29 protein-coding genes are annotated in these 25,950 nt (G+C 66.0%); 9 read left to right on the top strand and 20 right to left on the bottom strand.

The window, feature by feature from the left end:
* Window position 1: 1 nt before the first annotated feature.
* From U7230_RS10980 to U7230_RS10965, 4 genes are all read right to left on the bottom strand, one after another.
* Window positions 2–289 (bottom strand): hypothetical protein, encoded by a 288-nt coding sequence (locus U7230_RS10980; RefSeq protein ID WP_324715885.1) that lies wholly within the window; start codon window positions 287–289, stop codon window positions 2–4.
* 180 nt (window positions 290–469) lie between these two features.
* Entirely contained in the window at window positions 470–1,978 is a 1,509-nt protein-coding gene (locus tag U7230_RS10975) for an IS1634 family transposase (RefSeq protein WP_449727798.1), read from the bottom strand.
* 165 nt (window positions 1,979–2,143) lie between these two features.
* Complete coding sequence (locus tag U7230_RS10970; protein ID WP_324715883.1) at window positions 2,144–2,764, bottom strand: UPF0236 family transposase-like protein; 621 nt, start codon at window positions 2,762–2,764, stop codon at window positions 2,144–2,146.
* A 149-nt stretch (window positions 2,765–2,913) separates the two neighbouring features.
* Window positions 2,914–3,591: a UPF0236 family transposase-like protein gene (locus U7230_RS10965; RefSeq protein ID WP_324715882.1), complete on the bottom strand. Its 678-nt coding sequence runs from the start codon at window positions 3,589–3,591 to the stop codon at window positions 2,914–2,916.
* 235 nt (window positions 3,592–3,826) lie between these two features.
* On the opposite strand from U7230_RS10965, the gene U7230_RS10960 reads away from it, so the two are divergent.
* The 8 genes from U7230_RS10960 to U7230_RS10925 all read left to right on the top strand — a co-directional run bounded on the left by U7230_RS10960 (window position 3,827) and on the right by U7230_RS10925 (window position 9,467).
* Window positions 3,827–4,768 carry an IS256 family transposase gene (locus U7230_RS10960; protein ID WP_324715881.1) on the top strand — a complete coding sequence of 314 codons (942 nt, stop codon included), beginning with the start codon at window positions 3,827–3,829 and terminating at the stop codon, window positions 4,766–4,768.
* 311 nt (window positions 4,769–5,079) lie between these two features.
* The gene (locus U7230_RS10955) at window positions 5,080–5,403 is read left to right on the top strand and encodes a DUF6431 domain-containing protein (protein ID WP_324715880.1); all 324 of its coding nucleotides are present in this window, start codon (window positions 5,080–5,082) and stop codon (window positions 5,401–5,403) included.
* A gap of 61 nt (window positions 5,404–5,464) precedes the next feature.
* Window positions 5,465–5,680: a hypothetical protein gene (locus U7230_RS10950; RefSeq protein WP_324715879.1), complete on the top strand. Its 216-nt coding sequence runs from the start codon at window positions 5,465–5,467 to the stop codon at window positions 5,678–5,680.
* 161 nt (window positions 5,681–5,841) lie between these two features.
* A complete protein-coding gene (locus U7230_RS10945; RefSeq protein ID WP_324715878.1) occupies window positions 5,842–7,215 on the top strand; it encodes a DDE-type integrase/transposase/recombinase in 1,374 nt (457 codons plus the stop codon).
* Window positions 7,208–8,029, top strand: a complete 822-nt coding sequence (locus tag U7230_RS10940; RefSeq protein ID WP_324715877.1) for an ExeA family protein — start codon at window positions 7,208–7,210, stop codon at window positions 8,027–8,029. The genes U7230_RS10945 and U7230_RS10940 overlap by 8 nt, the downstream gene beginning before the upstream one ends.
* Window positions 8,030–8,034: 5 nt before the next feature.
* Window positions 8,035–8,256 carry a hypothetical protein gene (locus U7230_RS10935; RefSeq protein WP_324715876.1) on the top strand — a complete coding sequence of 74 codons (222 nt, stop codon included), beginning with the start codon at window positions 8,035–8,037 and terminating at the stop codon, window positions 8,254–8,256.
* 113 nt (window positions 8,257–8,369) lie between these two features.
* Window positions 8,370–8,621, top strand: a complete 252-nt coding sequence (locus tag U7230_RS10930) for a hypothetical protein (protein WP_324715875.1) — start codon at window positions 8,370–8,372, stop codon at window positions 8,619–8,621.
* Between the two features lie 84 nt (window positions 8,622–8,705).
* Entirely contained in the window at window positions 8,706–9,467 is a 762-nt protein-coding gene (locus U7230_RS10925; RefSeq protein ID WP_324715874.1) for a DUF1670 domain-containing protein, read from the top strand.
* A gap of 149 nt (window positions 9,468–9,616) precedes the next feature.
* Here U7230_RS10925 and U7230_RS10920 read toward each other — a convergent pair whose 3' ends face one another.
* The 16 genes from U7230_RS10920 to U7230_RS10850 form a co-directional block, all read right to left on the bottom strand.
* Window positions 9,617–9,985, bottom strand: a complete 369-nt coding sequence (locus U7230_RS10920; protein ID WP_324715873.1) for a hypothetical protein — start codon at window positions 9,983–9,985, stop codon at window positions 9,617–9,619.
* Between the two features lie 198 nt (window positions 9,986–10,183).
* The gene (locus tag U7230_RS10915; protein ID WP_324715872.1) at window positions 10,184–10,876 is read right to left on the bottom strand and encodes an RraA family protein; all 693 of its coding nucleotides are present in this window, start codon (window positions 10,874–10,876) and stop codon (window positions 10,184–10,186) included.
* A gap of 42 nt (window positions 10,877–10,918) precedes the next feature.
* Window positions 10,919–12,079: a mandelate racemase/muconate lactonizing enzyme family protein gene (locus U7230_RS10910; protein ID WP_324715871.1), complete on the bottom strand. Its 1,161-nt coding sequence runs from the start codon at window positions 12,077–12,079 to the stop codon at window positions 10,919–10,921.
* 85 nt (window positions 12,080–12,164) lie between these two features.
* Entirely contained in the window at window positions 12,165–12,989 is an 825-nt protein-coding gene (locus U7230_RS10905) for a carbohydrate ABC transporter permease (RefSeq protein ID WP_324715870.1), read from the bottom strand.
* Window positions 12,990–12,995: 6 nt separating this feature from the next.
* Complete coding sequence (locus tag U7230_RS10900; RefSeq protein WP_324715869.1) at window positions 12,996–13,898, bottom strand: carbohydrate ABC transporter permease; 903 nt, start codon at window positions 13,896–13,898, stop codon at window positions 12,996–12,998.
* Between the two features lie 85 nt (window positions 13,899–13,983).
* Window positions 13,984–15,414 carry an ABC transporter substrate-binding protein gene (locus U7230_RS10895; protein WP_324715868.1) on the bottom strand — a complete coding sequence of 477 codons (1,431 nt, stop codon included), beginning with the start codon at window positions 15,412–15,414 and terminating at the stop codon, window positions 13,984–13,986.
* Entirely contained in the window at window positions 15,356–16,369 is a 1,014-nt protein-coding gene (locus tag U7230_RS10890) for a sugar kinase (RefSeq protein ID WP_324715867.1), read from the bottom strand. Before U7230_RS10890 ends, U7230_RS10895 begins: the two co-directional genes overlap by 59 nt.
* Window positions 16,356–17,012 (bottom strand): RraA family protein, encoded by a 657-nt coding sequence (locus U7230_RS10885; protein ID WP_324715866.1) that lies wholly within the window; start codon window positions 17,010–17,012, stop codon window positions 16,356–16,358. Before U7230_RS10885 ends, U7230_RS10890 begins: the two co-directional genes overlap by 14 nt.
* A 248-nt stretch (window positions 17,013–17,260) precedes the next feature.
* Window positions 17,261–18,004: an IclR family transcriptional regulator gene (locus U7230_RS10880; RefSeq protein ID WP_324715865.1), complete on the bottom strand. Its 744-nt coding sequence runs from the start codon at window positions 18,002–18,004 to the stop codon at window positions 17,261–17,263.
* 56 nt (window positions 18,005–18,060) lie between these two features.
* Window positions 18,061–19,032: a transposase gene (locus U7230_RS15520; protein WP_404980664.1), complete on the bottom strand. Its 972-nt coding sequence runs from the start codon at window positions 19,030–19,032 to the stop codon at window positions 18,061–18,063.
* The gene (locus U7230_RS10875) at window positions 19,032–19,214 is read right to left on the bottom strand and encodes a hypothetical protein (protein ID WP_324715864.1); all 183 of its coding nucleotides are present in this window, start codon (window positions 19,212–19,214) and stop codon (window positions 19,032–19,034) included. The genes U7230_RS15520 and U7230_RS10875 overlap by 1 nt, the downstream gene beginning before the upstream one ends.
* 505 nt (window positions 19,215–19,719) lie before the next feature.
* Window positions 19,720–20,760 (bottom strand): carbohydrate kinase family protein, encoded by a 1,041-nt coding sequence (locus tag U7230_RS10870; RefSeq protein WP_324718233.1) that lies wholly within the window; start codon window positions 20,758–20,760, stop codon window positions 19,720–19,722.
* A 73-nt stretch (window positions 20,761–20,833) separates the two neighbouring features.
* Window positions 20,834–21,787, bottom strand: a complete 954-nt coding sequence (locus tag U7230_RS10865; protein WP_324715863.1) for a pseudouridine-5'-phosphate glycosidase — start codon at window positions 21,785–21,787, stop codon at window positions 20,834–20,836.
* Between the two features lie 146 nt (window positions 21,788–21,933).
* Window positions 21,934–22,914 (bottom strand): SPL family radical SAM protein, encoded by a 981-nt coding sequence (locus tag U7230_RS10860; RefSeq protein WP_324715862.1) that lies wholly within the window; start codon window positions 22,912–22,914, stop codon window positions 21,934–21,936.
* 112 nt (window positions 22,915–23,026) lie between these two features.
* Window positions 23,027–23,338: a hypothetical protein gene (locus tag U7230_RS10855; RefSeq protein WP_324715861.1), complete on the bottom strand. Its 312-nt coding sequence runs from the start codon at window positions 23,336–23,338 to the stop codon at window positions 23,027–23,029.
* A gap of 287 nt (window positions 23,339–23,625) precedes the next feature.
* The gene (locus tag U7230_RS10850) at window positions 23,626–24,738 is read right to left on the bottom strand and encodes an HD domain-containing phosphohydrolase (RefSeq protein ID WP_324715860.1); all 1,113 of its coding nucleotides are present in this window, start codon (window positions 24,736–24,738) and stop codon (window positions 23,626–23,628) included.
* A gap of 341 nt (window positions 24,739–25,079) precedes the next feature.
* Between U7230_RS10850 and U7230_RS10845 the strand changes: the two genes are divergently transcribed.
* Window positions 25,080–25,946, top strand: a complete 867-nt coding sequence (locus tag U7230_RS10845; RefSeq protein ID WP_324715859.1) for a hypothetical protein — start codon at window positions 25,080–25,082, stop codon at window positions 25,944–25,946.
* Window positions 25,947–25,950: the final 4 nt, after the last annotated feature.

Below are 25,950 nucleotides of genomic sequence, written 5' to 3'. Positions count from 1 at the left end.
GTCAGCCGTTGGGGGTAATGGACGAGGAGGCCCCGTCGCCTGCGCTACGGGTAAGCTGTGCCTCTGCCACCAGCGCGCTGATCTCGTTGCGCACCCCCTTGCTCAGGTCGCGCACCTCCTCGCTCAGGGCCAAGCCGGCAGCCAGTGCTCGGACAAGACCCTTGCGGACCACGCGGCGGGCATCCGGGGAGATTACGAGCAGCACGAGCGCCGCGCCCAGCGCCATTCCCAACGGAGAGCGGGGAACCAGACGCCTCCACAGGCCCGACAGGTTTTCCAAGCTGTTCACCCCCCTCGAGGAAGGATGTCCTCGATCGGTCGGGGATCTCCGGGTTAGATCGTTCGAGCCCGTGGACAAGGCTCCTTCCTACCCGGCGGCTAGCGTGACTTTACGAGTTAGGTGCGCGCGATGGGCCGAAAAGAGCGTCATGACGGGCCTTTGGCGTGGGTGCTAGTGTATTACCCCAACTCAGGGGGCCAGGGCGGCCAGCTCGAGCAGGTCGAAGAGGAGCCGCTGGCGGGGGGTCATCTCGGAGAGGGTCAGATGGCCGGGCATCTTGGACGCGGGCGGGTAGAGGTGAGCCACCTCGTAGATGGCTCCCAGCGTGCCCAGCAGTTCGGGGATGCTGTCGACCGGCGGCTCCATCCCCCGGGCCTGGGCCCGGCGGTGCACCTCCCGCAGCAGCAGGGAGGCGAGGGCCAGAGCCATGACGCAGTAAAAAGCGTGCACCCGGATCTTCCCGTCGGTCCAGTGGAACATGGGCCGCCAGCTTACGAAGTGGGGGTCTTTCATCTGGCGGATGGCCCGCTCTATGTGCGCCTGGCCCCGGTAGGCGGCCACGATCTGCTCGTCGGTCCAGCTGGCCTGGTCGGTGAACAACAGCGTCTTGCCAAAGCGCCGCTCCGCCAGCGCCTGCAAGGCGGCATGGTCGATTGCGAAGTGGAGGGCGGGCCCTCCCTCTTCCAGGCGGAGGTCCATGTGAATCAACTCGTTCAAAGACTCTCCTTTCAAAATGCCTTCGACCTGGCGTTTCACGCTCTCCAGCGTGGGCGGCTGGCCGCGTCGATGTTGACGATAGCGCTCCAGGCGGGCGCTGATCTCCCGCAGGGCCTGGGTCGCCTTTTTCAACTTCGTCGTCATGCCCTGGAGTTGCCCCAAGAAGAGCGTTTCGTGGTAGACCACCAGCACCGTGTGGGGCCGTCCGAAGAGGGTCTGGGTGGTCCGGTAAGCCCAGTGCCCGGCCCACTGCCCTTGGAGGGGGTGGAAGGCGGATTTGGGGATGGAAAGCAGGTCCGGATGCTGGGAGGGGACCAGGGAGCCGACCACGTGATAGCCTTGCAGGTGCTGGTAGTTGGCGCGGGCGTTGTTACCCTTGTCCCAAATGAGGGTGATGTCCTCGCACTGCTCGGCCAACATCCGGTAGCGTGCGACGAGTTCGTCGATGACGCTTTCGAACTCCCGGCTGTCGGGCCGGTGGCCCGGGTAGGCCTCGTGGAAGAGCGGGACGTGGAAATCCAGCGTGACCAAAAGGGCCAGCCCCACCTGCTTGAGGTCGAAGCGCTTGGCCTTGCTCGCTCCCCGCTGGGGCAACTCGGAATCGGTGCTCGAGTCGATGTAGGTGACGAAGTTGGTCGTGTCGTAGACGAGCGCCCGCAAGTCCAACGCGAACTCCCGGACCATGTGGGCGGTCAGATCCCGCTCGATGGCCCGCAACGTTGCGGCGTCCAGGCGGTCCATGTGGTCCCAGAAGCGCTGGCTGGAAAGCTGGCGGGCCTGCACATGGGGCATCAGCCGGCGCAGCACGGTGCCTTCGAACCACTCGCCCATCTGGGCCTTGCTGGTGGGCGGCACCGCCCGGTTGAGGGCCGCGATCAGCATGTAGTCGCCCACGCTGGGGCCCTGGTCTCGCTTGGGGGCGCGGGCGTCGACGTGCTCGACGAAACGGAGCCGACGGGCCATGGTCCACAGGGCAGCCACTGATGGGCACGAGCAAAGATGGTCAGACCTCTGCCACCCGGTCGTGATCTGGAAATGCACAGAGGCCGAAGACCCATAAGGCGGAAAGGCACGCTAGTCAATCCTGCCACCGGACGTGTATGTGTCAAGCCCCGGTGGGGTTTTGTGAGACCCCGCCAGTCCCTCCTATAGCCGGGCCCCCCACGGCGCAGCCCAGGCCAGGCGGCTGCGCAACGCCACGCCCGTGGCCGTCTGACGGGCGTCGGGGTGGCTCAGTATCGGCACATGGGCCTGAAGCCAAGCTTGCGGGTCGATCTCGACCAGCCCCCGGCGAACTTTCCGGGCCAGCCGGACCAGCACCGGCTGCTCCGATCGCACCGGCCAGCTCCCGGCCGTCCAGTTGGCCAGCCACCCCTTCAGCCGCCCCTCGTGGCGCAGGCAGCGCAGTTGCATCATGGGGTGGGCCCCCCGGCGCGACCAGGCCGCTTTCCCCTTGAGCCGGTCTGCGACCACGTGGCGGACCGACGGCTCTGTCGCCCCCAGCCCCCGAGCCGGCTCGGGTAACGGCTGGTCGCGCAGCCGCCAGTCATCCAACCCGTCCCGGTTCGCCTCCAGGTAAGCCCGTACCCGCTCCAGCTCCTCCTTCGCCACGGCACAGGCCGGGTCGGCTTTCGCCTGGTCGAACACGGCCACCAGCCTCGCCCAATCCCCTCGCCGGGCCGCCTGCTTGGCCCGGCGCAGCAGGGGCGTATGCCACCCCAGGACCGCTCCAGCGCCGCATTGCGATGAAACGGATCGAGGTGCCACTCTTCTATGCCCAGCCACGCCCGACCCTCTTGGGCCCACGCAGCCCCGTCGCTGTTGCCCACCAACCGCCGCACCCGGCGGGGGTCGTAGCGCTCGACGAAACGCAGCAATCCCCTCGACCAAAACTCCTCGGTCTGCAGATCCCCGCCCTAAACACCCTTCCCTTTCAGCCGAAAACACCGGCCGGCCGGGCTTTCCGGCTCCCAGCCCTCGTGCAAAACGCCGAGCTTCAACTCCCAGCGCCGCTGCTTTTCCCGCTGCAGCGCCACCCATACCCCGTCGACCTCACAGATCACCGCCGTCGCCTCACGCCCTTCGCCGGGAGGCAGCTCGCCCGTTTGCTCCATCGCCTCCACCGCCCGGCGCTGCTCGGCCTCCCGGCTCGCGCCCGCCTCCTGCACCCAGCGATGGATGGTCTGGGCGCTCACAGGGATCCCGGCTTCGGCCAGGATCGCCGCCGCCACCCGAAAGGGATGGCGCGTCGCCAGTTCCACCGCCCACTCCTGGACCCCGGGGCTGAAACGCTCCCTGTGGGGCAGCCCCAGCTTGTCGTCGAGCGGGCAGCACTCCTCCCAGGACCCGTCGGGGCGACGCCGCCGGTACATGCGGCGTTGCAGCCGGTACTCCAGCCCCCAAAGCCCTGTCACCCGCTTGGTCTTACGCCCCACCGACTTCCATCCGCGACCCGGGGGCGAAAGGCTCTCGTCGATGCGCCGGACGGCCGCTTCGACCAGCTCGGCGACCTTGGCCAAGACGGTGGCCACGATGAACCGCTCCAGGTCCTTGAACGACCGGATGTCGCTGGGTACAATGAAGCCAAGCTCCATGAAGACCCCGCCTTCCATGGTGTGGTACTTTCAAGGCGGGGTCTTTTCGTTGCGATTTCCTACATCCCTCCAGCCTCAGGCTGGAGGGATGTGCCTCCCCTACCGGATCCTGACACCCATGCCCACCTAAAAGTTACTCATTGAGGTGGGCCGTCCGAAGGCCCGAACGCTGCCCTTCTTGCCCGAAAGCCTCCGGCTTCCCCTGCGCCGACTCGGGGAGCAGGTGAAGGGAAGCATGACGGGGCTGGTGCTGCAACTGGCGGTCGCGGCCCTGGGAGAGATGATGGAGGCCGAGACCGCGGAGCGTGTAGGCCCGAAGGGGCAGCATCGCCGGGAGCGTCCGGCTTACCGCCATGGCCACGCCCACGGCTGGGTGGTGGTGCTCGGCCGCAAGGTACGTATCGAGCGTCCACGGGCCCGCTCCAAGGACGGCCAGGAGGTGGTGCTCGACACCTACCTGTGGGCCCAGCAGGACGACTGCTTGACGGAAGCGGTGATGGCCCGGCTGCTGCACGGGGTGTCGACCCGGGGCTACCGGGCGACCCTGGATGGGGTCGAGGAGCTCCCGGGCAAGGGTGTCTCCCGGAGCCGTATCAGCGTTCGTTTCACCCAGGCCATGCGGCAGCTGCTGGAGGAGCGCCTGGCCGAGCGGCTGGAGGATCGGCCCATCGTCGTCTTGGTCGTGGATGGGGTGCGGCTGGGCGAGTCTACCGTGGTGGTGGTCCTTGGCATCGATGCCGACGGGCACAAGCGGCTCTTGGGCCTGCGGGAAGGGGCCACGGAAAACGAAGCGGTGGTCAAGGGACTGCTGCAGGACTTGGTCGAACGGGACCTGCGCTACGACCAGGGGCTGCTGGTGGTGATGGATGGTGCCAAAGCGCTTCGGGCGGCCGTGCGAGCCGTGTTTGGCCAGCAGGCTCTCGTCCAGCGGTGTCAGGTTCATAAGAAGACGAACGTCTTGGACCACCTGCCCGAGTCGGCCCAGGCCTGGGTGGCCCGCAAGCTGGGTCAGGCCTACCGGGAGCCGGACTACGCGGTCGCCAAGGCGGCGCTGGAGCGTCTGGCCGACCAGCTCGAGATGGAGCATCCAGGGGCAGCCGACAGTCTGCGCGAGGGGCTGGACGAAACGTTGACCCTGCACCGGCTGGGCATTCCTCTCGCGCCTCCCGCTTTTTGAGCGCTTCAGAGGGTGGATCTCGCGCGTAGCTTGAGCATCGGGATCTCCAGGAGGACCCCTCCCAGCCCGCCGGCTAGCCGGGGGCTGGGGCTTTTTGGAAGGAAGAGCGGCCGGGGAGCCGAATCGTCGGGCCACGGGGAGGCCCGTGCCTCGCTGCCGCCCGATCCCGGCAGCGAAAGCGGGGCGGTCAGGGAGGGAAAACAAGCGGGAGCACCCCTTACGCGGTCGCCACGCCCGGGATGCTCCCCCAACACCGCCCCCGGCTGCTCTCCCGGATCGGGAGCCTCCCCGGAGGGGAGGGAGCCGGTTTGGTGATCTCCATTTTCGCCGGACGAGACGTGCGCTCCTACCTGGCCGCCGAAGAAGCGGGCCGGTTGCGACTGCCCCGCCTGTGTCCGGCCTGCGGCGGGCGGCTGTGGGGACACGGGTGCTATCCGCGCGGCGCCGACGAGACCGGGCCGGATGGCTATCAGCGGATTCCGGTGCGCCGGCGGCGCTGCTCGCGCTGCAGCCGGACGGTCTCGTTTTTGCCCAGCTTCCTGCGCCCCTACCAGAGCCTGCTCAGCACCGTCCGCCAGCGCCTCTATCAGGGGCGCCGGCGGGGATGTCGTGGCGGGCGTTGGCCGAGTCGGTAGGCCGTTCGGTGGCCACCGTGCGCCGGCTGGTGCGAAGGCCTCAGCCGAGGCGCCGGGAGTCTTGGCTCGGCTGCAGGAATGGTGGGGGGAGCTGGCCGGGGGCCTTCCGACCGGCCCGCCGGTCCTGCATCCGCCCAAAGATGACCCGTTGGGAGCGTGCCTGGACTTCGCCGAGACACTGCGCCAGGGAGTGAGGCAGGCGCATCCTGGGCCGACAGCGGCCGGCCTTCTGGACATCGTCAACCTCCTGCTCCAGGGCGACCCGGCCTGGCTTTGAAAGCGTCAGGGGCCGGGGGCGGGGTCGCCTGCGCCCAGCTCGAATCGATCATCTGTTCGCCTATGGCCGGGCGGCCGGACTCCCCAAACCCTGGCGCCTTCCCGGAGAGAGCCCGGCTGCCGGAGACTGGAAGCAAACCCCACGGCAGGGAGGATGCTTCGGTGGCTTCCTGGCCCGACGACACGCTGGCGTTGTTTCGCTACTCGCTCATCGCCCCGCTGTTGGATCCCCTGGCCGACGCGGAGGAGAAGCGCCGCTGGCGGCAGGATGTGCTCGCTCGCCAGCATTTGCTCCCGGACGGCCGGCGGGTGCACGTGAGTGCCCCGACCTTGCGCCGGTGGGTCCGCCGCTACCGACTCGGTGGCTTGGAGGCCCTGCGGCCGGCCCTGCGGCGGGACCGGGGATCGGTGCGGGTCGTCACCCCCGAGCTTCTGGAGCAGGCCAAGGCCCTCAAACGTCAGGACCCTGCCCGCAGCCTGCCCCAGGTGGTGCGGCTGTTGGAGGCGGCCGGGCTGGTGGCCCCGCAGACCCTCAAGCCCAACACCCTCTGGCGCCACCTGCACCGGGAAGGCCTCAGCCAGCGGGTCCTTCCCCCCAAGCCGGGCTTGCGCCGCTTCGAAGCCAGGGCCCCCAATGACCTCTGGCAGGGCGATGCCACGCCCGGTCCGGCGCTGCCGGATCCCTTCCAGCCGGGCCGCATGCGGCGCACGTATCTTTTGGCCTTCCTCGACGACCACTCCCGGTTGGTGGCCCATGCCGAGTTTTTCTGGGCCGAAGACCTCTACGCCCTGGAGCTGTGCTTCCAGCAGGCCCTCTTGCGCCGGGGCCTTCCCTGGCGGGTCTACGTCGACCGGGGCCTCATCTTCCAGGCCGAGGTGTTCACCCGGGCCTGCGCGGAGCTCGGCATCCGCCACATCTCCGGCACGCCCGGCCATCCCGAGGGCCGCGGCAAGATCGAGCGCTTCTTCGAAACCCTGCAAGACCAGTTCCTGCGGGAGCTTTCCCACCACCCCGTCCCGCACCTGGCGGCCCTCAACGAAAGGCTTGCGGCCTGGATCGAAGAGGCGTACCACGTCCAGGTGCACTCCGAGACGGGCGAGGCACCCGCGGTCCGCTTCGCCCGCCTGCAGGCGCGCCGGACCGTCTCGGCCGAAAAGCTGGCCCACGTCTTTTTGTGGCGGCGGGTGCGCCGGGTGGACAAGACCGGGTGTCTTCGTTTCGACGGCAACCGCTACGAAGCGCCGCCCGGCCTGGAAGGCCGCAAGGTTGAGATCCGCTTCCATCCGCTGCACCTGGAGCGCCTCAGCCTGTTCATCGAGGGCCGCCACGCGGGCGACGCCGTCCCGCTCGATTTGGCCCACCCCGTCTACCGCGGCCTCGACCGGGTCCACCACCCCGAGCCGAGCCGCCCGGTCGCGCCATCGATCCCCTACCTGGAGCTCCTGGTCCAGCGCCGGCGTCAGCGCCAGGCCCGAGCCCTCTCCCCCCTGCGCCTGAGTCTCGTGGATGAGCCGGAGGCGATGCCCGATGTTTGAAGCCCACTTCGGCCTGACCGCCACACCCTTTGCCCGGGAGATCCCCGTCGAGCAACTGTTTCCCTCCCAGGCCCACCGCGAAGCCCTGGCGAGGCTGCATTATGTCGCCGAGCGCCGGCGGGTGATGGTGCTGACCGGGGAGGTGGGTGCCGGTAAGTCCACCGCGCTGCGGCGGCTCAAGGCGGAGCTCGATGCCACCCGCTACGAGGTGGTCTATCTGGCCGACGTCGCCTTCACCCCCCGCAGTTTCTTCCAGAGCCTGCTCGACGCCCTGCGACTCGATGCGCCGCACGCTTTGCCTAAGCTCAAGAAGCTTGCCCGGGAGGCGCTGGCCGAGCGCTGGCGCACGCAGCATCGCACGCCGGTCCTGCTGGTGGACGAGGCGCAGTTCTTGAGCCCGGCCATGCTGGAGGAGATCCGGGGCTTGCTCAACTACGAATGCGACGCCTTCGCCCCCTTCGCCCTGGTGCTGTGCGGCACCCGGGCGCTTGCGGAGCGGCTGGCCCTTCGCTCTGCCGAGGCGCTTGCCCAGCGCATCGATCTCCGCTACCACCTGGGCGGCTTTTCGCCCCAGGAGACGGCCGCCTACATCCGTCACCACCTGAAGCTGGCCGGGGCCGACCAGGAGCTGTTCACCGCCAAGGCCCTCGACCACATCCACCGGGCCTGCAACGGGCTACCGCGGCCCATCAACCAGCTCGCCCACCTCTGCCTCATGGCGGCGGCGGCCCGGCAGGAGCGCGTGGTCGACCATGAGCTGGTCGAGGCCGTCATCGCCGCCGAGTGGCAGGCACCCCAGGGCACCGGGAGGTGAGCGTGATGCGGCTCTGGTTGCGGGGGACCACGCCCATCACCGTCGAGTGGCGCTGCACCCGCCGGGCCGGGGCCCTGGCCCGGCTACGCCTGGTCGACGGCCCGCGGGAGGTAGTGCTGGCCTTTGCGTCCCGCCGCGCCATCTACGAGCTGGCCGTCCGCCTGGTGCTGCTTTGGGCGGAGGCCCAGGAGGCCGACGGCAGGGTCAACCCTCGGCGGCTACCCTGACATCCCAAGGGCGTGGCAGGCCGGACCATCCGGCGAACCACGCCCTTTCCCGCTCATTGAGCGCGCGACGACCGTGGTCAAATAGCGATCAACGCAAGAGCATTCCGGGCCTCTTGCGGATGTCGCTGGCCCCCACCAACACGGTGGAGTCGGCGCTGTCGGTGGTCCGCACCAAGGTGGGTCGGGTCAAGCGCTGGACGTCGGGCCGGCAGGCCGAGCACTGGGTGGGCATGGGTCTGCTGGCAGCGGAGGCAGGCTTTCGACGGATTCGGGGCCATCGCCTCATTCCGATGCTGCAGACCGCGCTACGCCGAGCCATCGGAGCGGAAGTAGCCATGCCCAACCCTGCGCTCGCTACCGGGTGAAAAAAACGAGCCCGGAGGCGCTACTCAAATTCCACACGCCGTGGGACAACGTCCCCGGAGACGCTGGCCAAGCTCCAGGCCTTCTTGCGCAACGAAGCAGGGATTGCACCGGCTGTCCAGGAGCCCATGCTGCTCGATCTGATGAGCCTGCGGGCGCGCTTTTGCCCGCGGGTCTCCGTACTGGCGACCGGTCAGATGCCGCTGGCGGCCATGCATGTGGACAGCGGGCGCAGCCTCTGGCAGCCGACGCGCTACCAACCCCTGGCGCCCGTCGTCGTCACTTGGGTGACGGGCGAAGAGAGCCAGCGGCTTCGCCACTACCCACCCCGGACCTATGAGGAGCTGATGGAGCGCTACGGCCGGCGGATGGGGCGAGCGATGGTGGAGGCCTACACGCAGGACGGATTGCTGTCGCACATGGAGCTGCAGTGGATCTTCCTGACGTCGATTGCTACGGTCTCCCGGGCGCTGGACTGGTACCAGCGCCAGCACCAGGTGATCCTGCCCTGTCCCGGCACGGTGCTGGACATGGGCCGTACGCTGACCCACAAGGACCTCATCGTACGCCTTCACCTGCAAGGGATGTCGGTGCTGGAGATCGCCCGGCACACCTACCACCACCCCCGCTCGGTGGACGCCTACCTGAAGGCGCTTGACAGCGTCCTCATCCTTCACCTTTATGGACTTCCGCCCCACCTCATGGCCCGGGCGCTGGGGCGGGGCGAGACGCTGGTATATGAGTATCTGGACCTCATCGACCGCCACCTCAAGGACGTGGAGGCGATGCGGGATTACTTACGCGGCCGAGGGGTGAGGCTCCCTGCTGAGCTTTCTCAGCATGCGTGACGCCGCACCGGACCGCCCGAGCCAGCCGGCCTGCCGGGTCAAGGGGCCCGCCCTGTGGGGATGTGGATAACTCTCCGCTCCGCTCCGAGTTATCCACATCCCCACAGGGCCTGCTACGAGGTCGTGGTCTCGGAACAAGGGAATCAACCCTAAAACTCTATATCGCGGTTGACAAAGTCGGACACCTCAAAGAGGTCGTGCCCTGCCTGGACGAACGGGCCGCGGAGCCACGCGTCGCCCTCGGCTGAATCCACCATCTGGCCATCGCCCACTGTCGACCAGAGTAGCTTGAAGATAGCGAGCACGGTCTCGAGGCCTGGGAGGTGGTCGCCCTCCGTGAAGTCTACCCCGCTGTCCTTTGACGGGATCATCATGTCTGCGGGAAGTACGTGGACCCCGAGCGGGCCCCGGGAGCGAGCGAACGCCAGGTACTCGTTTTCGGTGGCGAAACCTGCAAACTCAAGGCGGAGAGGCATAAGGCGCCTTCCCCCATCGACCGACGTGTCGGCGCTGAGCATCCGCCGCTTTGCCGCCCGCTGGGGCCTGAGGGGGACCCGGCTGGTGCAACGCGCTGGCACGTTACCCTCCCGGCATCCGCGCTCCTGGGCGCCGGCCGTGCAGTCGTGCCGCGTTCTCGTCCATGGCCGCCGTGGCGGCCCGCACCCTGGCCGATGAGAGGTCCAGTACACCCCGGTCCTGACCGGGGTGTAGCTCGGTCAAAGTTGTCCGTACTCGTCAAACACGTCCTTCACTCGTCGGCCAGCCCGGATTTCGGCCCGCACCTTGTCTTCGACCTCTTTCATGGATTCGGCCTTCAGTAACACCTCAGTGGCCAGTTCTTTGGGAATAACGATGACCCCGTCACCGTCGCCCACGATCCAGTCGCCCGGACTTACCCTGACCTGCCGAGTAAGCGTGCCACTCATAACGATGGGTACCCCAAAATCGTGAACCTTCCAGCGCTTGCCGGACTCGATAGGTGACGTGTACCGAGCGAAGACTGACCAGTTCTCCATGCGCGCAAGGTGGCCCCAATCCCGGATGCCTCCATCGATAACGACTCCGACTGCTCCGCGAGCCTGAGCCGCTGTGCTCATGAGCTCGCCCCAGTGTCCGCACTGGTCATCCTTCTCTGCATTGATGACCACTACCGAGCCTGGAGTAATGTGGTCGAAGATGGCAAAACCCCGAGTCTTTTCTGGTTCGTATTCCTCCTGTGGCCTCGGGTCGCGGTATCCCACCACGGTAAAGCTCACACCCGCGATTTTCATATGGGGTAGTAGCGGGCGGATTCCCAGGTCGAGACACTGGTTGGGATAGCCCATGGAATCCAGTACATCGTAAATCGCCGCCGTGTACAACCGCTGGTACCGTTGCGCCATCTCTCGGATCGAGGTCGGCTCTTTCATGTCCTGTATCGCCTCCTGGCGTCAGTTCCGGCTATCATTCGCTCACTCGCCAAAGAACGTGCTACCCGGTTTCAGGTGGGCCTTCACCACGTCCTCATTGAGCTCCAAACCGATGCCGGGACGTTCGGGAACGCGGATGTACCCACCCTCGATCACCTTGGACGTCACCATGTCCGCCCACCACGGCACGTCGATGGCATGCCACTCGAGGACAAGGAAGTTCGGGACGGATGCACCGGCGTGCGCGGCTGCCATTGTGCCGATGGGGCTGCAAACGTTGTGAGGGGCGATCCCCATGTAGTAAAGGTCAGCCAGTTCGGCTACCCGACGTGCCTCTCGCAGCCCTCCCATCTTGGGGATATCAGGGGTCACGATGCTACAAGCCTGTTGCGAAATGAGCTTAAGGAACCCGTGAGCGCGGTACAGGTTCTCCCCTGTAGCGATGGGGATAGTCGTCCCCGCGCTAACTTTGGCCAATGCGTCAATGTTCTCAGGTGGGACAGGATCTTCAAGCCAGTACAGACCGTACGGTTCAAGAGCCCTGGCGAGCGCCAAGGCGTCGCTGACATTGAACTTCCAGTGGCAGTCGATCAATAGGTCGGCATCATCGCCAACGGCCGACCGTACGGCCCTTACGATTCCCTCGATCCACTTGATTTCCCGTGGAGTCAGTGTGCGGTTATACGGCATGAACCACGAGAGCTCAGGGTCTGTTGTACCCTCAGGATTGAACGGATTCGGGAGGTCGATATCAAACTTGATAGCGGTAAAACCCATGTCAATAGCATGACGCGCTCGCTCGACGAAGGAAGCAGTGTCTTCGTACTTCTGCCCCGCGTGGAGGTCGCAATAAACCCGAACCTTGTCTCGGTAGTTTCCGCCCAGCAGCCGGTACACCGGAAGGCGTGTTACCTTGCCCATCAGGTCCCACAGCGCGATTTCAATACCACTGACCGCCGTAACTGTCGTGCCGGCCAAAGACCCTTCGCCGGAAAGCCCCCGGATCATTTTATCCACGATCTTGTTGACGTCTCGCGGGTCTTCTCCTAAAGCGAACCGCTTGGCTTTCTCCACCAACTCTGCCACTCCAGCGCCCCAGTACGCTTCCCCGAGGCCGCTGACGTCCGCATCCGTGTCAACCCGGACAAGAACCCAATCGAAGTTACCCTCCACAACGGCGGTCCTGATGTCGGTAATCTTCACTCTTTGCCCCCCTCTTACCTTCACCCGTGGCGTAACTCGCGCGGTGTGCGGTAGATGAACGCTCTACCAGATGTTCCGGCCTCCATCACCCCTTTACTGACCCCGCCGTCATCCCGTAAACGACCCAGCGCTGAACTACAGTGTAGAGGAGCACCATGGGCATGGCGGTCAGTACCGACGCCGACATGATGCGCCCCCACAGGAAGATATCTCCGACAATGAAACCCGCGATACCAACTGGCAACGTCTGAACGGACGGACTGGTCGTCACGACGAGCGCGTACAAAAACTCATCCCACGCCAGAGTGAAGCTGAAGATGGCAACAACGGAAATCCCGGGAGCCGCGAGGGGAGCAATAATTCGCCATAGGGTTTCCCACCTGGAGCATCCGTCTATGAGGGCTGCCTCCTCGATCTCACGCGGAATCGTCTTGAAGTAACTCATCAGCATCCAGGTCCCGTACGGCACCAAGAAGGTTGGATAAGTCAGGATGAGCCCAAGTAACGTGTTAGCTAGCTTCAAGGAACTCACCAGGATGTACATGGGAATGAAAAGCATGGACTGTGGTAACAGATATGTCGCCATCACCAGGGTCGCGAGAGCGTGCCTGCCCCGCAACCTCATCCGGGTGATCGCGTACGCAGCCAGGGTCGATATAAATACCGACAGCAACATGGAGGCCGTCGAAACAATCAGGCTGTTCTTCGTAAACGTGAGGAACGGTGTGTTTCTGAAGAGGTCTACGTAGTGCTCGACCGACACCGACGGCGGGATCAGCGTTGGCACGGGATTGAACATCGCGCTGTAGGGCGTCAGCGATGTGGCGAGCATCCAGTATATCGGAAACAACGTTATGACCAGCGCAATGCCCAGGAATCCCCATGTGACGACTTTGTTATATCCCACCATCTCCGCCTAGTCCCCATTCGAAATGAGTTGGCTCAGAGCCAGGATGCCAATGATGAAAACCGGTGCGACAGCCACGGAGACGGCCACAGCTTTACCCAGCTCAAGGTTCCAAAAAGCGTACTCATAAGTCAGAGTCGCTACGATAGTCGTCGCGTGGCCGGGGCCCCCTCCCGTCAAGACGAACACTGTCTGGAAGTCGTTGAAGGTCCAGATCAGCGAGAGAAGTGTCGCTGTCAAAGTGACGGGGAGAATCCCCGGGATCGTCACATGTCGGGTCTGTTGCCACCCCGTAGCGCCGTCAATAGCCGCAGCCTCATATAGCTGCCGATCGATGCTCTGAAGCCCCCCGAGTAACGTAAACGTGAAAAACGGTACGCCCTTCCAGACATTGACCATAATCACCGAAATAAGGGCAATCGAAAGGGCAGCCAGCCACGGGATCGGATGGTTGATAAGGCCCAATCGAATGAGTATGGAATTGATGACACCGTTGGTGTCGCTGTACATCCACCGCCACGTAAGTGCCGCCACCAGGGCCGGAATGGCCCAGGGAAGCAGTATCAATGCTCTCCACAAGGGCCTGCCGGGAAGAGGCTTGTCAAGCACAAGAGCCATCACGAAGCCAGCTATGAGTTTCAACGCGACGGCGACAACGGCGTACGCGGCGCTGTTTCTGACCGCAATCCAAAAGGCGGGGTCTCGTACCAGTTCTCTGTAGTTCAGGAGCCCCACGAAGTGACCTGGGAGCCCCACTCGTTTATCCGTAAAGCTCTGGAGTATCGCATTCACAAAGGGCAGGCCGATGACACCGAAAATCGTAACGATGAGAGGCACGAGGAGGAGAATGGCTAACCATGTGTCACCAAAGGCCGCTCGCGTTCGGAGGCGATGAGTTTCGATTTGCCCCATACTCGTTCGTTCCCCCGCAGGTAGACAGTGACGGTTCCCGGAGGGCCCGCAGGGGCTCCTCCGGGAACGGCTCCCCCCAACCCCCTTATTTCTGGTACTTGGCTACGATCTCTTCAATGCGCTTACGCGCCTCCTGAAGGGCCGTCTTCTCAGGCGTGTTATATAGGATGACGGACTGTATCGCCGAAACCATCACCTGGGAACTCATTACCTCGCCGGCCCAAGGCGTGGCGGGGCCGGGGTAGCCCACGTTGACGTTTAGCCTTCCCGCCTCCAGCCAGGCCCGGTTGTCCGGTTGCTGGAAGAAGGGCCGAGACTCCAAACCCATCAGCGTCGGGGACCACATGGGTGACATTCTCTCCACGAGACTGCCGTAGAAGTCTTTGTCGAAGAGATACCGAATCAGTGAACTAGCGAGGTCTGGGTGGCCCTTCTTGAACACTACGAAGGTGTTGCCACCGCCTACATTAAATGCTCGGCCGGTCGAACCTGCAGGTATCGGAACGACGCCGCTCTTCTCGAAGAGCGGGTGATTCGTGTCGCGCATGTTAGCCCAGATGCTGCCGGAATTGATGACCATTGCTACGGTGCCAGACAGGTACGCGTTGTTGTTTCCGTTGTCGTCCCAGGCGAGCGAGCCCGGAGGCACTACCTTATGCTTGCGCCAGAGATCTGCTATCCATCTGACGCTCTCCACGTTGCGATCGGAATCAACAACCACCGTGTGGCCGTCTTTGGCGAAGATGGAGCCGCCATTGCCCCAAATTACCGACCGGATGAACCCTTCTGCGTCTCCACCTCCCGACCGGCCCATCGGGAGCCCGGCTCCGAAGACGTTGGTGCGAGGGTTGGTGGTCTTTTGGGCGGCAATCAGGAACTCATCCCACGTTTTCGGCGCAGCGACGGCTGCCGCCTGGAATAGATCCTTGCGGTAGTACAGGCCTGCCGGAAACAGCGCCGATGGGACACCATAAGGTACACCGTCAACTGAGGCAAGATCGTATGCCGCCTCTACGAACTTCGTGTTCTGCTCCTGCTCGATGGTCTTCATCAACTGGTCGGTGGGCAGGGTTGCCCCCATGCCGGCCAGCTGAAGGACCATGCCCACCTCTACCGTCGCAATGTCAGGCACATCTCCACTTTCAACAGCAGCCATAAGCTTCGTAATCAACTCCCGGGGCGGGATCACCACGTACACGACGTCAACGCCGTTTGCCTGGCCCCATTCGCGAATCCGCTCGTTCATGATCCGATTATATGCCGGAATGTATTCGCTTTTGTCCCAAATGACGATTCGTCTAGCGGGTGCCGCGCCTACCGAATGAGCGAGGACACCTACCAGCAACAGCGCCACCACGATTTGCGTGCCAAAGAGTCGTCGTAGCATGTTAAGCCCCCCCCAGCAGGGAAACGGGATCCTGGTCCGCTCGTGAATGTCGAACACGATAACTCCCAGATCACTCCCCCTTACCGTCTCGTCCGCTGCTTTGCGCAGCGGGAGGACGCCTTGCATCATTTGTGGTACCGGCCATGGCTGCCTCCACAGCCGCCCGTGTTGGAATGGGCGCCACGCAGCCCTTACCGGCGGTAGTCAGCGCGCCGGCCGCGGTCGCAAATCTTGCAACCTCGGTCAAGGCCCAGCCCCCGACCAGTCCAATGGCGAATGCCGCATCGAAAGTGTCACCCGCACCGCCCGTATCTACGGTCTGGACTGCCGGGGGCGAGACACGAATGCGTTGCCCGTCTCGCGTACCTACGAGACAGCCCTCTGGCCCGAGCTTTAGTGCCACGATACGAGGGCCGAGCGCCAGCAAGGAACTGACCGCCTGTTCTGGATCCTCTGTGCCGGTCAGCAGCGCGGCCTCCTCTCGATTCGGCGTCACCACGTCGGCCTGCCGAATGGACTCCAGCATGACGGCCCTTGCCCTGGCGGGGGGCCACAAGCGCGGGCGGAAGTTGGGATCATAACTAATCCAAGCCCCTGCTTGGCGCGCAAGCTCCATGGCGCGGAACGCCGCATCGCAGGCGGAAAGGCTGATAGCCTGGGTGATGCCTGACACATGAAAGAGGCGGACGTTCCTGAACTGTTCCGGGCTGAGATCGCTCGGTTGAAGGGTGCTCGCTGCCGAGCCTTGCCGGAAGTAGGTAAACTCGTGCGTGCCGTCTTCGCGCCACGATATGAAATACACCGCCGTGAACCCGCCCGGCACTACTTTGACCCTAGAGATGTCGACCCCCTCACGGTTCCAGAGTTCCCTTAACGCGTGGCCGAACTCGTCACCGCCCACCCGACACAGGTAGGCGGCCCGCCCGCCGAGCCGCGCCACGGCCACCGCGAAGTTCGATGTATCGCCTCCGAACCCCCGGACGAATCGGGAGGCTTTGTGCAGAGGCCCAGGCTCCTCCGCGAAAAGCTCAACCATGGGTTCGCCCATGGAGAGAATCAGCATGGGCTGGTCAGATGCGGGCATACTTCTCGAAGACCTCCATGAAGCGACGGCCTTCTCGCAACTCTTGGGCCATCTGAGCCTCCCGAGCGTCAATCGAGAGCGCTTCTTGTAGCACCCCTTCGGCCACCGCGGCCGGCACGACGACTACCCCGTCGTCATCACCCAAGACGATGTCGCCCGGCGCCACCCGAACCCCACCGCACACCACGACCACATCGTGCTCGATGGCGACGTAGCGGCCGACGGTCGTCGATGGTACGATGCTGCGGGCATACACTGGAAAGTCGTAGTCACGACGGATCTCGGCGACATCTCGGACTCCCCCATCGAGTATCGCTCCTGCAAGCCCACGGGCCAACGCAGCCGCCGTCATCAGGCCACCCCAAACTGCAACGTCAGCCCCGTTGTCAACGCCGATTACGATGACGGCACCGGCAGGCGCGCTGTCTATCGCTTCGATGGCACGCAGCGGTGGCTGTCGCTCGGTCGACGGGACCTCTCGGATGGTCACCGCAATACCGGCGATCTTCCTGGACACTGTCCGCGGCTTGATCTCGTGGCTCATGAATCCCCGGATCCCACGCCGATCAAGCGCATCCGAGACCGATGCCGTGGTTGTGTTCAGGAAACCCGTCACAAGCCTCTGGAGCTGCGGACTGTTCATGACGAATCCTTCCCCTGCCCTGCTTGGAGCGAACTGTGCCTTGGCACCTGCCCATCCTCAAAGACGCTACGGCTCAGTTGTGCTGCTCAGAACCATAGAAGCATCCCCGTGTTGTCTCGTATAACGAGACGGCCGTTTCTCAGCTGGTGGCTCATATATGGCTCTCTAGTCTGACGTCCCTTTCGCGGATACTGCTGCCCAGCCGAATACGGGTCGCCGCCCTGCGCACGGGGTAAACCGGCCCTGCCCTACCGGCTCATCCCCGGATAACCCAATGCTCGGGAGATTTGCTGCGCTGTGTCACCGACCAGCTGGCCGAGCTCGTCGATCCCCTCCATCGTGACGGAGAAGATCGGTCCCGATACGCTAATGGAAGCCACGACTCTTCCCGTGTGGCCGTAAACCGGCGCCCCCACGCAGCGGATGCCTTCTTCGTTTTCGACGTTGTCGATGGCATAGCCGCGGGCGCGGGCTGCCGCCAATTCCTCGCGCAAAGCGCCGCGAGAAGTGATCGTATTGGGTGTCCTGGGCAACAACCGGGTCATGGCTAGAACGCTTTCAAGCTCTCCCTCGGGAAGGGCGGCGAGTATCGCCTTTCCCAGAGCGGTGCAGTACGCCGGGTTTCGGGTACCGACAAAGGAGGCCATGCGCAGGTTGGCAGGGGAATCAAGCTTTTCGATGTACACGACCTCTGTTCCGTTGAGAATCGCCATGTGAACCGTTAGCCGCGTCCGATCCCGGAGCTCCATGAGGTACGGCCTAGCCACGTCGCGCAGGTCGAGCCGAGCCAGCACCCGCCCCCCGAGCTCCAGGAGGCGAAGCCCCAAGCGGTACCGCGTACCATCCGGGCCCACCTCCACCAAACCCAGCTCCCGGAGCGTGCGGAGGAGCCGATGCACCGTAGCTTTGTGAAGCCCGGTCGTCCTGGCGAGCTCGGAAACCCCCGCGTCGCTACGAGCAAGCGCATCAAGCAGTTGGAAGGCCCGCTCCACTGCCTGAACACCTTCCGGACCTCTTTTCCGAACAGCGACCAGGCTGCTGGGCCCGCTCAGTACGTCCGAACGAAGGGCTGCTCGCCCAGCAACCGGTTTGGCGCTTCTGGGCCGGTCCGCTCGTGGCTCGCCAAAGGCAACCTGCCCAAGCGGCTCGTCTCGCATGATGAGACACCCGTCTCGTCCATTCTGGTTGGGTGTATACGACGCTCGAGTGGAGTTCCCTTCCGAGGAGGTAACCGCACGCATCCGAGCAAGGTGCCACGCTCAACCTCGAAGCCCAGGGAAGCCGTCACCGATCTCCTGACGGGGAAGGAGCGGAGACAGTGGCAGTTCTCTTGCAGTGGTTCGAGTGAGGCCGTAGCGGGTACGTCGGTTGACGCTTCGACGCTACTGATATGAACGAGGCCGTCAATCCCCAGGGGTGATCCTCCGGGGCGGAGCCGGGCCGAGGATGTCGTCGACGGTTGGCACCCTGATATCCGCGGTTGGCTAGCGCATCTTACGCCATCCGTCTGGCAGCCGCCTCGAACTCGACGCGCACGTGCGGCTCCGGTGCCGTGTGCATAGCAGCCTCGAGGGTTCCCCTCACGGATCCCCGGTTGGTTCCAGCCCACTCGCTCGGCCGGATCCCGACCGGAGTTCGTGGTGTCACTTCCAGACCCCCCCGTCAGTCCGCTTGTCGGGCCTGCCGCGCCCCCACGTGGCAGGCCACGGCCCGGGCAAGCCCCAGCAACTCCCGGGCCACCGCCGTGACCGTTACCGCCGACGGCTTGCCCCGACCGAGCCATTGCCAATACTTGCGATGTAGCCGCTGCTGCGCCTTGAGGGCGATACACAGGACTTCCGGACCGGCACCCTGTTGCCGGGGGCCGCAGGGGATCCCAGACGACCGGCCGATGGCGATACGCCCAGGCTGCGTCCTCGAGCACAAACCGCACATGCGCGTTGCCGGTCTTGGTGATCCCGCCCCGACGGGTCTGGGCCCTGCTCGAATGCTCTCGGGGCACCAAACCCGCGTACGCCATCAGCTGGTCCGGGCTTCGAAACCGGGAGAACCTCTCGATCTCGGCCACAGGGTCACCGCCCTGACCTCCCGGATTCCTTTCAGGGTCTGCAACGCCTGGAAGACCGGTGCATACCCGCTCTCCATGGCGATGGCGTGGACCTCTGCCTCGAGCCGCTCCACCCGGGCCTGCTGCGCGCGCACCGCCTCCAGGTACTCCTAGGCGACCTGGATGACCCGATGCGGGAAGCTCATCGTGTCCGGCCAGCGCAGAAACATCCGGGACCGCTGGGTCGTTCCCTTGGGTGTGGTCACGCCATGACGCGGCAGGAAGCTGGTCAGCTCCCTTTCTGTTCGCCGCGCGAGCTGAGCCGGAGCGGGTTCTCTTCCCGCTACCGGGTACAGCCAAACTACAGCCTAACGGCCAGAAACGCGTGAACATCGATCGGCGAACATGGATTCGCCATGGCCTTCCAAGCCTGGAGCGAAGCGGTACACGAACACCGGAGGAAAGCAGCGAAATAGCCCGGCTGCTCTCACATCGTAGAGGTCAGGGGTTCGAGTCCCTTCCTGCCCACCATGCTGTCCCGGTGCCCATGATTGCTTCTTGTCCGGGGCCGCTGCTGCCGTCCCTGCGCCGTGGTGGAGCCCTTCTTCCGCAGGCCATCCTGTGAGACCGATCGGACAGCTCGAGCCGTGGCGGATCCGGCTACCTCTCGGCCGAAGTTGTCGGCCGGCCGGACGGTCGCCCATGGCGGGTGAGCAGGTCGGCCGCCGCCCGGTTGCCCCACTCGAGCCATCGTTGCGGCGGCAGGCCGCGGGCCACGGCCGCCATGAACCCGGCGTCGAAGGCGTCTCCCGCCCCCGTGGTGTCGGTGGCCTCGATGGGCTCGGCGGCACGGGTCAGCCAGAGCAGACCGGCGGTTGCGTCGTGGAGGACAGCAGACAGGACGTTCAACAGCCTGGGTGGCACCCGGCTGGCTGCTGCGGTGGCCGGCACAGGGCCCGCCGTGGCGGCACGGCCTCCGGGGAGGTCCGCCGCGAGGGCTGCCCCTCTTGCTCCGAGTTTGACGGCAACGCACGGCACGTGAGCGAGCGCTCGTCTGGCGCATCCTTGCAGCGACTCCCCGCGCACAGGGCCGTTGAACCGATCAGTGGGGGAGAGCCTCTCGAGGAGTGTGGCGAGTTCGTCCTGGCCGGCCAGGAGCACGTCGGTCAGGAGCACCATGGAGGCCAGAGTCTCCCTCGGGATGGCACTCACCGATGGGCCCGGGTCGAGCGCCACGATGACCGCGGTCTCCCTTGCGATCCGGGCCATATCGAGGCAGAAGGCTGCTTGAAGCGGCTCTCGCAGCCAGTAGCCCGATAGGAAGAGAAAGGGTGCGGCCCGCAACGTCATCTCGAGCCGCCGGGTGAGCCCGGGTACCCCCGCGGCGGCCCCTCGCCACGAGAACATGGTGCGCTGGGCCGAGCCGTCCACGACCGAGACGACCGTGCCCGTCACGTCCCCCACTGCGACGAACGACGGGTCGACACCCGACACGGCCAGGAATTCGATCAGGCGGCGTCCCGCGTCATCTTCCCCCACGCGGCTCACGACCACGCAGGGGATTCGGAGCCGGGCGAGAGCGCAGGCGACGTTGAGCCCGGCGCCGCCCGGACGTTCCTGCACGGCCAGTACCGGTGCGTCCCCGCCCGGCGGGGGCAGAGCCTCGACGCGCAGCACGCGATCCACGAGCACGTCGCCGATTACGACTGCCGGAGGGCCGGCGCAGGAGGGACAGACCCGCAGGGCCTCTTTCCGGGCTATGCCTCATCCCCCATTACGGCACCTCATCCCCTACGGGGGCGTTTGCCAACCGCACCGCGATCCGGGCAGCCAGCGCCGCGTTGTCGACGACCAGGGCCTTGTTGGCCTTCAGGCTCTGCCCGCCGGTGAGCTGCCGGATCGTCTCGAGGATGAAAGGGGTGACCCGCTGGCCCCGGATCCCGCGCTGCGCGGCTTCCTGGCGAGCTTGCCGGATGGCCCGATCCACCGCGGCCGGGTCTGCGGCGTCCGCCTCCGGCGCGGGGTTGACCACGAGGACGGCACCGGGCAGGCGAAGCTTCCACTTGAGACGGGCAAATCGAACGATGTCCTCGACCTCGTCGGCGCGCATGGGCAGCGGGTACCCGGTCGTGCGGACGAAGAACCCGGGGAAGTCCCCCGTGCGGTAGCCGATCACCGGGACCCCGAGCGTTTCGAGGACCTCCAGGGTGGCGGGGATGTCGAGGAACGACTTGGCGCCGCTCGACACCACCACCATGTCGAACCGCGCCAGTGCGACGAGATCCGCGGAGATGTCGAGGTCATGGCTTCCGTGAACGCCGCCGATGCCCCCGGTCGCGAACACCCGGATGCCGGCAAGCGCGGCAAGCGCCATGGTGGCCGAGACGGTGGTGCCGCCCGTCAAGTGCCGGAGCAGCGTCCACGGGATCTCCCGGATGCCGACCTTGACGGCATCCTCCCGGCGGGCCAGGGCTTCGAGCTGGGCTCTGGAGAGTCCGATCCGCACCTGCCCTTCCAGGATGGCGACGGTGGCCGGGGTCGCACCGGCAGTCCGGACGGCCTCCTCTGCCTGCAGCCCGGTCTCCAGGTTGTGGGGCCATGGCATTCCCTGGCAGATCAGGCTCGACTCGAGCGCCACCACGCGGCCCGACGGGAGCGCAGCGGCGACCTCTTCTGAGACCCCCACGTGGCCGGGCAAGGCCCTCTTCGCGTCATCCCTTTGCGTCATGCTGCACATCCCTGCCCCGGAGTATGTTGCCGGGCGAGCCCGTCCGGCCTCGGGAATCTCTTACCCCAACGCGCACGGCGCTACCTGCCGGATGGTGTGCCGGGCGCACACCTGCCCGGCGGCCAGGCCTGCTCCCCCGGCCGCGCTCACCAGCCAAGGGTGAGCTGGACGGCGCGAGCAGGAGCCCCGCTCCCCCGCTCGTCGTTGGCTCGCTCCGCGGCGGGCTCTCCGGGGAAGGCGATGGCCCGCTTGACACGGGTGACGGTCTCGGAGAGCGACGCGTGGTAGGACGCGGCTACGTTGACCGACCCTCCGGGATAGAGGCGGTCGTACAGGTGCTCGAGGCGCGGAACGTAGCCGAGGAGCCACGCCCGGTACACGTCGCGGGCTCCTTCGCATAGCCTCAAAGGATGGACCGCGACGTCGCAGGCTCCTGCCTCAGCCGCCACCCGGACGAGCTCCTCGATCTGCTGCTCCGAGTCGGTCAACCCGGGCAAGACCGGGGCGATCAGTACCCCTGCCGGGACGCCCGCCCGTGCCAGCTCTCGTACGGCCCTCAGCCGCTGGTGAGGCGGGGGAGCGCCCGGCTCCACCGAACGAGCCAGGCTCCGGTCGAGCGTCGTGACGCTTACCCACACCACGGTGCCGGGCGCTCGCCGGCTCAAGAGGGCCAACAGATCCCGATCTCGCATCACCAATGTCGACTTGGTCACGAGCGAGATCGGGTTGGCGCGCTCTACGAAGACCTCGATAGCCCGGCGAGTCAGGCGCAGCCGTCCCTCCACCGGCTGGTAGGGATCGGTGGCCGTCCCTACGGCGATGCGGTCGCGACGCCACGAAGGCTGGGACAGCTCGGCCCTCAGGCGCTCCGGGGCATCGAGCTTGGCCAGGATCACCCGGTCGAAGTCGTCTCCGGCATTGTAACCCAGATACTCGTGGGTCCGCCGGGCATAGCAATACCGGCAAGCGTGCGAGCAGCCCCGGTAAGGGTTGAAGCTCCAGCGAAACGGCATGCCCCGCACCGGATTGATGGCCCGCACGGTGGGCATGGGCACGACCTGTATCCGCCGGTGGCTCCACGGATGCCGTGCCGGCCGCACTGCCGCAGCTTGCACCGGCGCGCTCACGCTTGCCCCCCTCGCCGACCGGATGCGAATGCGTGTTCGGCTTTCCTATTGTGAGGCAAACGAGCGTTCGCCGTCAAGCTATGCCCGGGGGCATGCCAGCGGGAGCGGCCGATCAGAGCCGCAGGTTGGTGGAGGTGCCGGTGCCGGGCGGGCGGGATGACGCCGGCTGGCCGGGCAACCCAGCCGTCAGCTCTCCGGCCTCCTGGGAGAGGGCGTGGAGTTCCTGCAGCGTGCGGACGTAGCGCTGCAGCCACTTCTCCAGCATGATGTCACCGGCAGGGCGCTCGGGTACCTCGAGCGCTTTCCCGGAGCGCAGGCCGCGCTGCAGGTGGCGCAACGCCTCGACGCTGCGGGGTGCGTGGTGCGGCATCTCCTCGAGGTAGCCGAGCGCCCTGTCGATGAGCGACAGGATGCGCCAGTGCATCAGTATCGTCTGGTCCCCCCTTCTCAGAGTGGCCAGGGGGGCACCCGAACACTCCGTGAGCTCACGCGATGGGCAGAGGCGGGTTAGCGAGGTACCATCGGGCAGATCTGGACGTCCACCCCAAACCGTGCCTCCCCTGACAGGAAACTCCCTTCGGAAAGGAGCGAGCGGTGCCCTGCTGCCGTTGCCGCCTGTGGGCCAGGCCAGGAAGCACAATATCTGGAAGAGGTGACAGATATCGGTCCACGGGCGTGGCAGGTACCCCCTGTTGGGCGGACCCGCGGTTTTCAGCGGGCTGCCGACGCGATACGCTCGAACTCCCCGTGCCGGCGCTCGAACGCCTCCACCACGGCGGGATCGAACTGGGTGCCGGCCCGCTCTCTCACCATCTGGGTCACCCGGCCGGGCTCGAACGCCTCGCGGTACACCCGCCGGGAGGTCAGTGCGTCGTAGAAGTCGGCGAGGCTCACGATACGGGCGGCAGCCGGGATGGCCTCGCCCCGGAGCCGCTCGGGGTAACCGGTGCCGTCCCAGCGCTCATGGTGGTGCAGGACGACCTCCAGGGCCGTCGTCAAGAAGCTCCTGCGAAGTCCCAGCTCCTCCTTGAGCCGGTCGTCGGCATGACGCAAGATATCGGCCCCGATGAGCGGATGGAGCTCCACGACTGCCCGCTCAGCCGCGTTGAGCGCCGCCGGCTTGAAGAGGATCCCCTCCGGGACCCCTACTTTGCCGATGTCGTGGAGCAAGCTGGCGCTCGCCAGCGCGTCGAGGAAGGCGTCGTCCACCACCGCCTGCCATCCCGGCATGCCGCGCAGTGTCTCCGCCAGCAGGAGGCTGTACGCCTGGACCCGGTCGAGGTGCCCGGCAATCCCCGGGTCCCGGTGTTCGGCCAGGCTGGCCAGCGTGCGTACGGTGACCCGCTGGGTCACCCGCAGTTCCTCGACGCGGCGGGAAAGCTCCTGCCGGTCACGCACCATGGGCGTGATGTCCCGCATGAACCCCACGTAGCCCCGTGGCCGGCCGGCTTCGCCGAGCCGGATGGTGGAGAAGAACGCGTAAAACTCCTGCCCGTCCTTGCGCCGGTTGATGAAGGTACCCTGCCACGTGCCCCGGGCGGAAAGGGACTCCCACATCTCCCGGTAGACCGAGGGGGCGGTGCGGCCGGACTTGAGCAGCCGGGGGTTTTGCCCGAGCAACTCCTGCCGGCCATATCCCGTAATGGCCTCATAGGCCGGGTTGACGTCGACGATGCGGGCCTGCGCGTCGGTGACGACGACGCCGTCGGGAGAACGGTGGAAGAGGGCGTGCAATAGCTCCTCGGGCGGAGCCAGGGCGCGAACATCCCCGGATCCTGAGCCGGGGGCTCCGTGCTCGGGGGCAGAAGATGTTGTCAGGTTCACGATGGACCCGCTCTTTCCGTGTGGGATGCGTCGAATTGCGCCGCATTGGACCCGGAGCGCTCACTGCGGGTGAGCCGGCCCGCCAGTTCGGCGACGGCGGTGGCGCGAGATGCAAGTTCGACGGAGGAGGCTCGAATCTCCTCGATCCCTTTGTGCAGCTCGGCTGCGGCCAGGCCCACCGCCTCCGTGGAGCGCGCCGGAGCTGATCCAGGCCGTGCGCGGCGTCGGGTACCGCCTGGGGCATTGAGGGAGGGGGAAGGGGACGACTGCCAGCGGGTCGAATCGCGCGGCTCACAGGGTAGCGTAGCGACGGGCTCTTTCGCGAGAGGCGGGCGGCGGCGATGGCTCCTGCACGCAAAGGGCCGGCTGTGGCACCAGGAGGCCTTCCCCAACTCGACGACGCCGCACGGGCGATCGTGCTGGCGCTGGCAGGATGGCACGCCAGGCATGGCCGCGGCGGTGAAGGGCGCACGCTTGCTGAGCTCTTTCAGGCAGCACGCGCCAGGGGAGAGACCGTGCCTCCCGAGGACGTGCTCAAGGGCGCGGCGGAGCGCCTCGTCTTCGCCGGGCTGGTCGACGCCCGGCCCACAGGAACGGGTAGGCAGCGCCTGCGGCTGACCGAGGCGGGGCTGGAGCTGGCCGGGCGTCTTCAGGCCCAGGCGCCGCCGGCACGGCCCGTCGCCCCCCGCCGTAGAGCCGCTCGGCGCGCCGGCGCCACGGCCACGGCGGTCGATCCGATACCCGGACGGGTCGAAGCGCTGGAAGGCCGCCTGAGCACCGTCGAAGCGCGCGTGCAGGCGATGGAGGCGCTCCTGGGCTCGGCAAGCGAGCGCATGGCGCGGCTGGAAGCGCTCCTCGGTGCGCCTTCCGCTCGGCCAAGGGCCGGTGCCGGCGAGACGCAACCGGACAGCTCGCCCCCTCCGTTGTCGCTGGAGGCGTTCCGCGAGCGGCTCCTGGCCACCATCGACCGTCTCGACCGGGAGACTCGCCAGTTCGGGCTCGTACCTGTTCCCCAGGTGCGCAAGGCCCTGGCGGGCGTGGTGGACGGCGAGGCGTTCGACCGCCTGGTGCTCGAGCTGGCCGCGCGCCGTGAAGTGTGGCTCGTGCCCCATGATCATCCCGCCTCGCTTTCGCCCGAGCAGCAGGCCGGCTCCATCCGCGATCCGTGGCTGGGCCAGCTCTATTACTGGTTCCGCCGGGGGATGTGAGGCG

The sequence above is a fragment of the Limnochorda sp. L945t genome, from assembly GCF_035593305.1.
Lineage (GTDB): Bacteria > Bacillota > Limnochordia > Limnochordales > Geochordaceae > Carboxydichorda > Carboxydichorda subterranea.
This window is presented reverse-complemented; position numbering and strand designations above follow the sequence as displayed.

What these genes read in the sequence shown, in the direction of transcription:
- U7230_RS10965 (WP_324715882.1), bottom strand. Translation starts at nt 3,591, where the DNA reads ATGGAGCTTGGCTTCATTGTACCCAGCGACATCCGGTCGTTCAAGGAC.
- U7230_RS10960 (WP_324715881.1), top strand. Translation starts at nt 3,827, where the DNA reads ATGACGGGGCTGGTGCTGCAACTGGCGGTCGCGGCCCTGGGAGAGATG.
- U7230_RS10940 (WP_324715877.1), top strand. Translation starts at nt 7,208, where the DNA reads ATGTTTGAAGCCCACTTCGGCCTGACCGCCACACCCTTTGCCCGGGAG.
- U7230_RS10935 (WP_324715876.1), top strand. Translation starts at nt 8,035, where the DNA reads ATGCGGCTCTGGTTGCGGGGGACCACGCCCATCACCGTCGAGTGGCGC.
- U7230_RS10920 (WP_324715873.1), bottom strand. Translation starts at nt 9,985, where the DNA reads ATGCTCAGCGCCGACACGTCGGTCGATGGGGGAAGGCGCCTTATGCCT.
- U7230_RS10915 (WP_324715872.1), bottom strand. Translation starts at nt 10,876, where the DNA reads ATGAAAGAGCCGACCTCGATCCGAGAGATGGCGCAACGGTACCAGCGG.
- U7230_RS10905 (WP_324715870.1), bottom strand. Translation starts at nt 12,989, where the DNA reads ATGGTGGGATATAACAAAGTCGTCACATGGGGATTCCTGGGCATTGCG.
- U7230_RS10900 (WP_324715869.1), bottom strand. Translation starts at nt 13,898, where the DNA reads ATGGGGCAAATCGAAACTCATCGCCTCCGAACGCGAGCGGCCTTTGGT.
- U7230_RS10895 (WP_324715868.1), bottom strand. Translation starts at nt 15,414, where the DNA reads ATGATGCAAGGCGTCCTCCCGCTGCGCAAAGCAGCGGACGAGACGGTA.
- U7230_RS10890 (WP_324715867.1), bottom strand. Translation starts at nt 16,369, where the DNA reads ATGCCCGCATCTGACCAGCCCATGCTGATTCTCTCCATGGGCGAACCC.
- U7230_RS10885 (WP_324715866.1), bottom strand. Translation starts at nt 17,012, where the DNA reads ATGAACAGTCCGCAGCTCCAGAGGCTTGTGACGGGTTTCCTGAACACA.
- U7230_RS15520 (WP_404980664.1), bottom strand. Translation starts at nt 19,032, where the DNA reads ATGGCGTACGCGGGTTTGGTGCCCCGAGAGCATTCGAGCAGGGCCCAG.
- U7230_RS10865 (WP_324715863.1), bottom strand. Translation starts at nt 21,787, where the DNA reads ATGACGCAAAGGGATGACGCGAAGAGGGCCTTGCCCGGCCACGTGGGG.
- U7230_RS10855 (WP_324715861.1), bottom strand. Translation starts at nt 23,338, where the DNA reads ATGCACTGGCGCATCCTGTCGCTCATCGACAGGGCGCTCGGCTACCTC.
- U7230_RS10845 (WP_324715859.1), top strand. Translation starts at nt 25,080, where the DNA reads ATGGCTCCTGCACGCAAAGGGCCGGCTGTGGCACCAGGAGGCCTTCCC.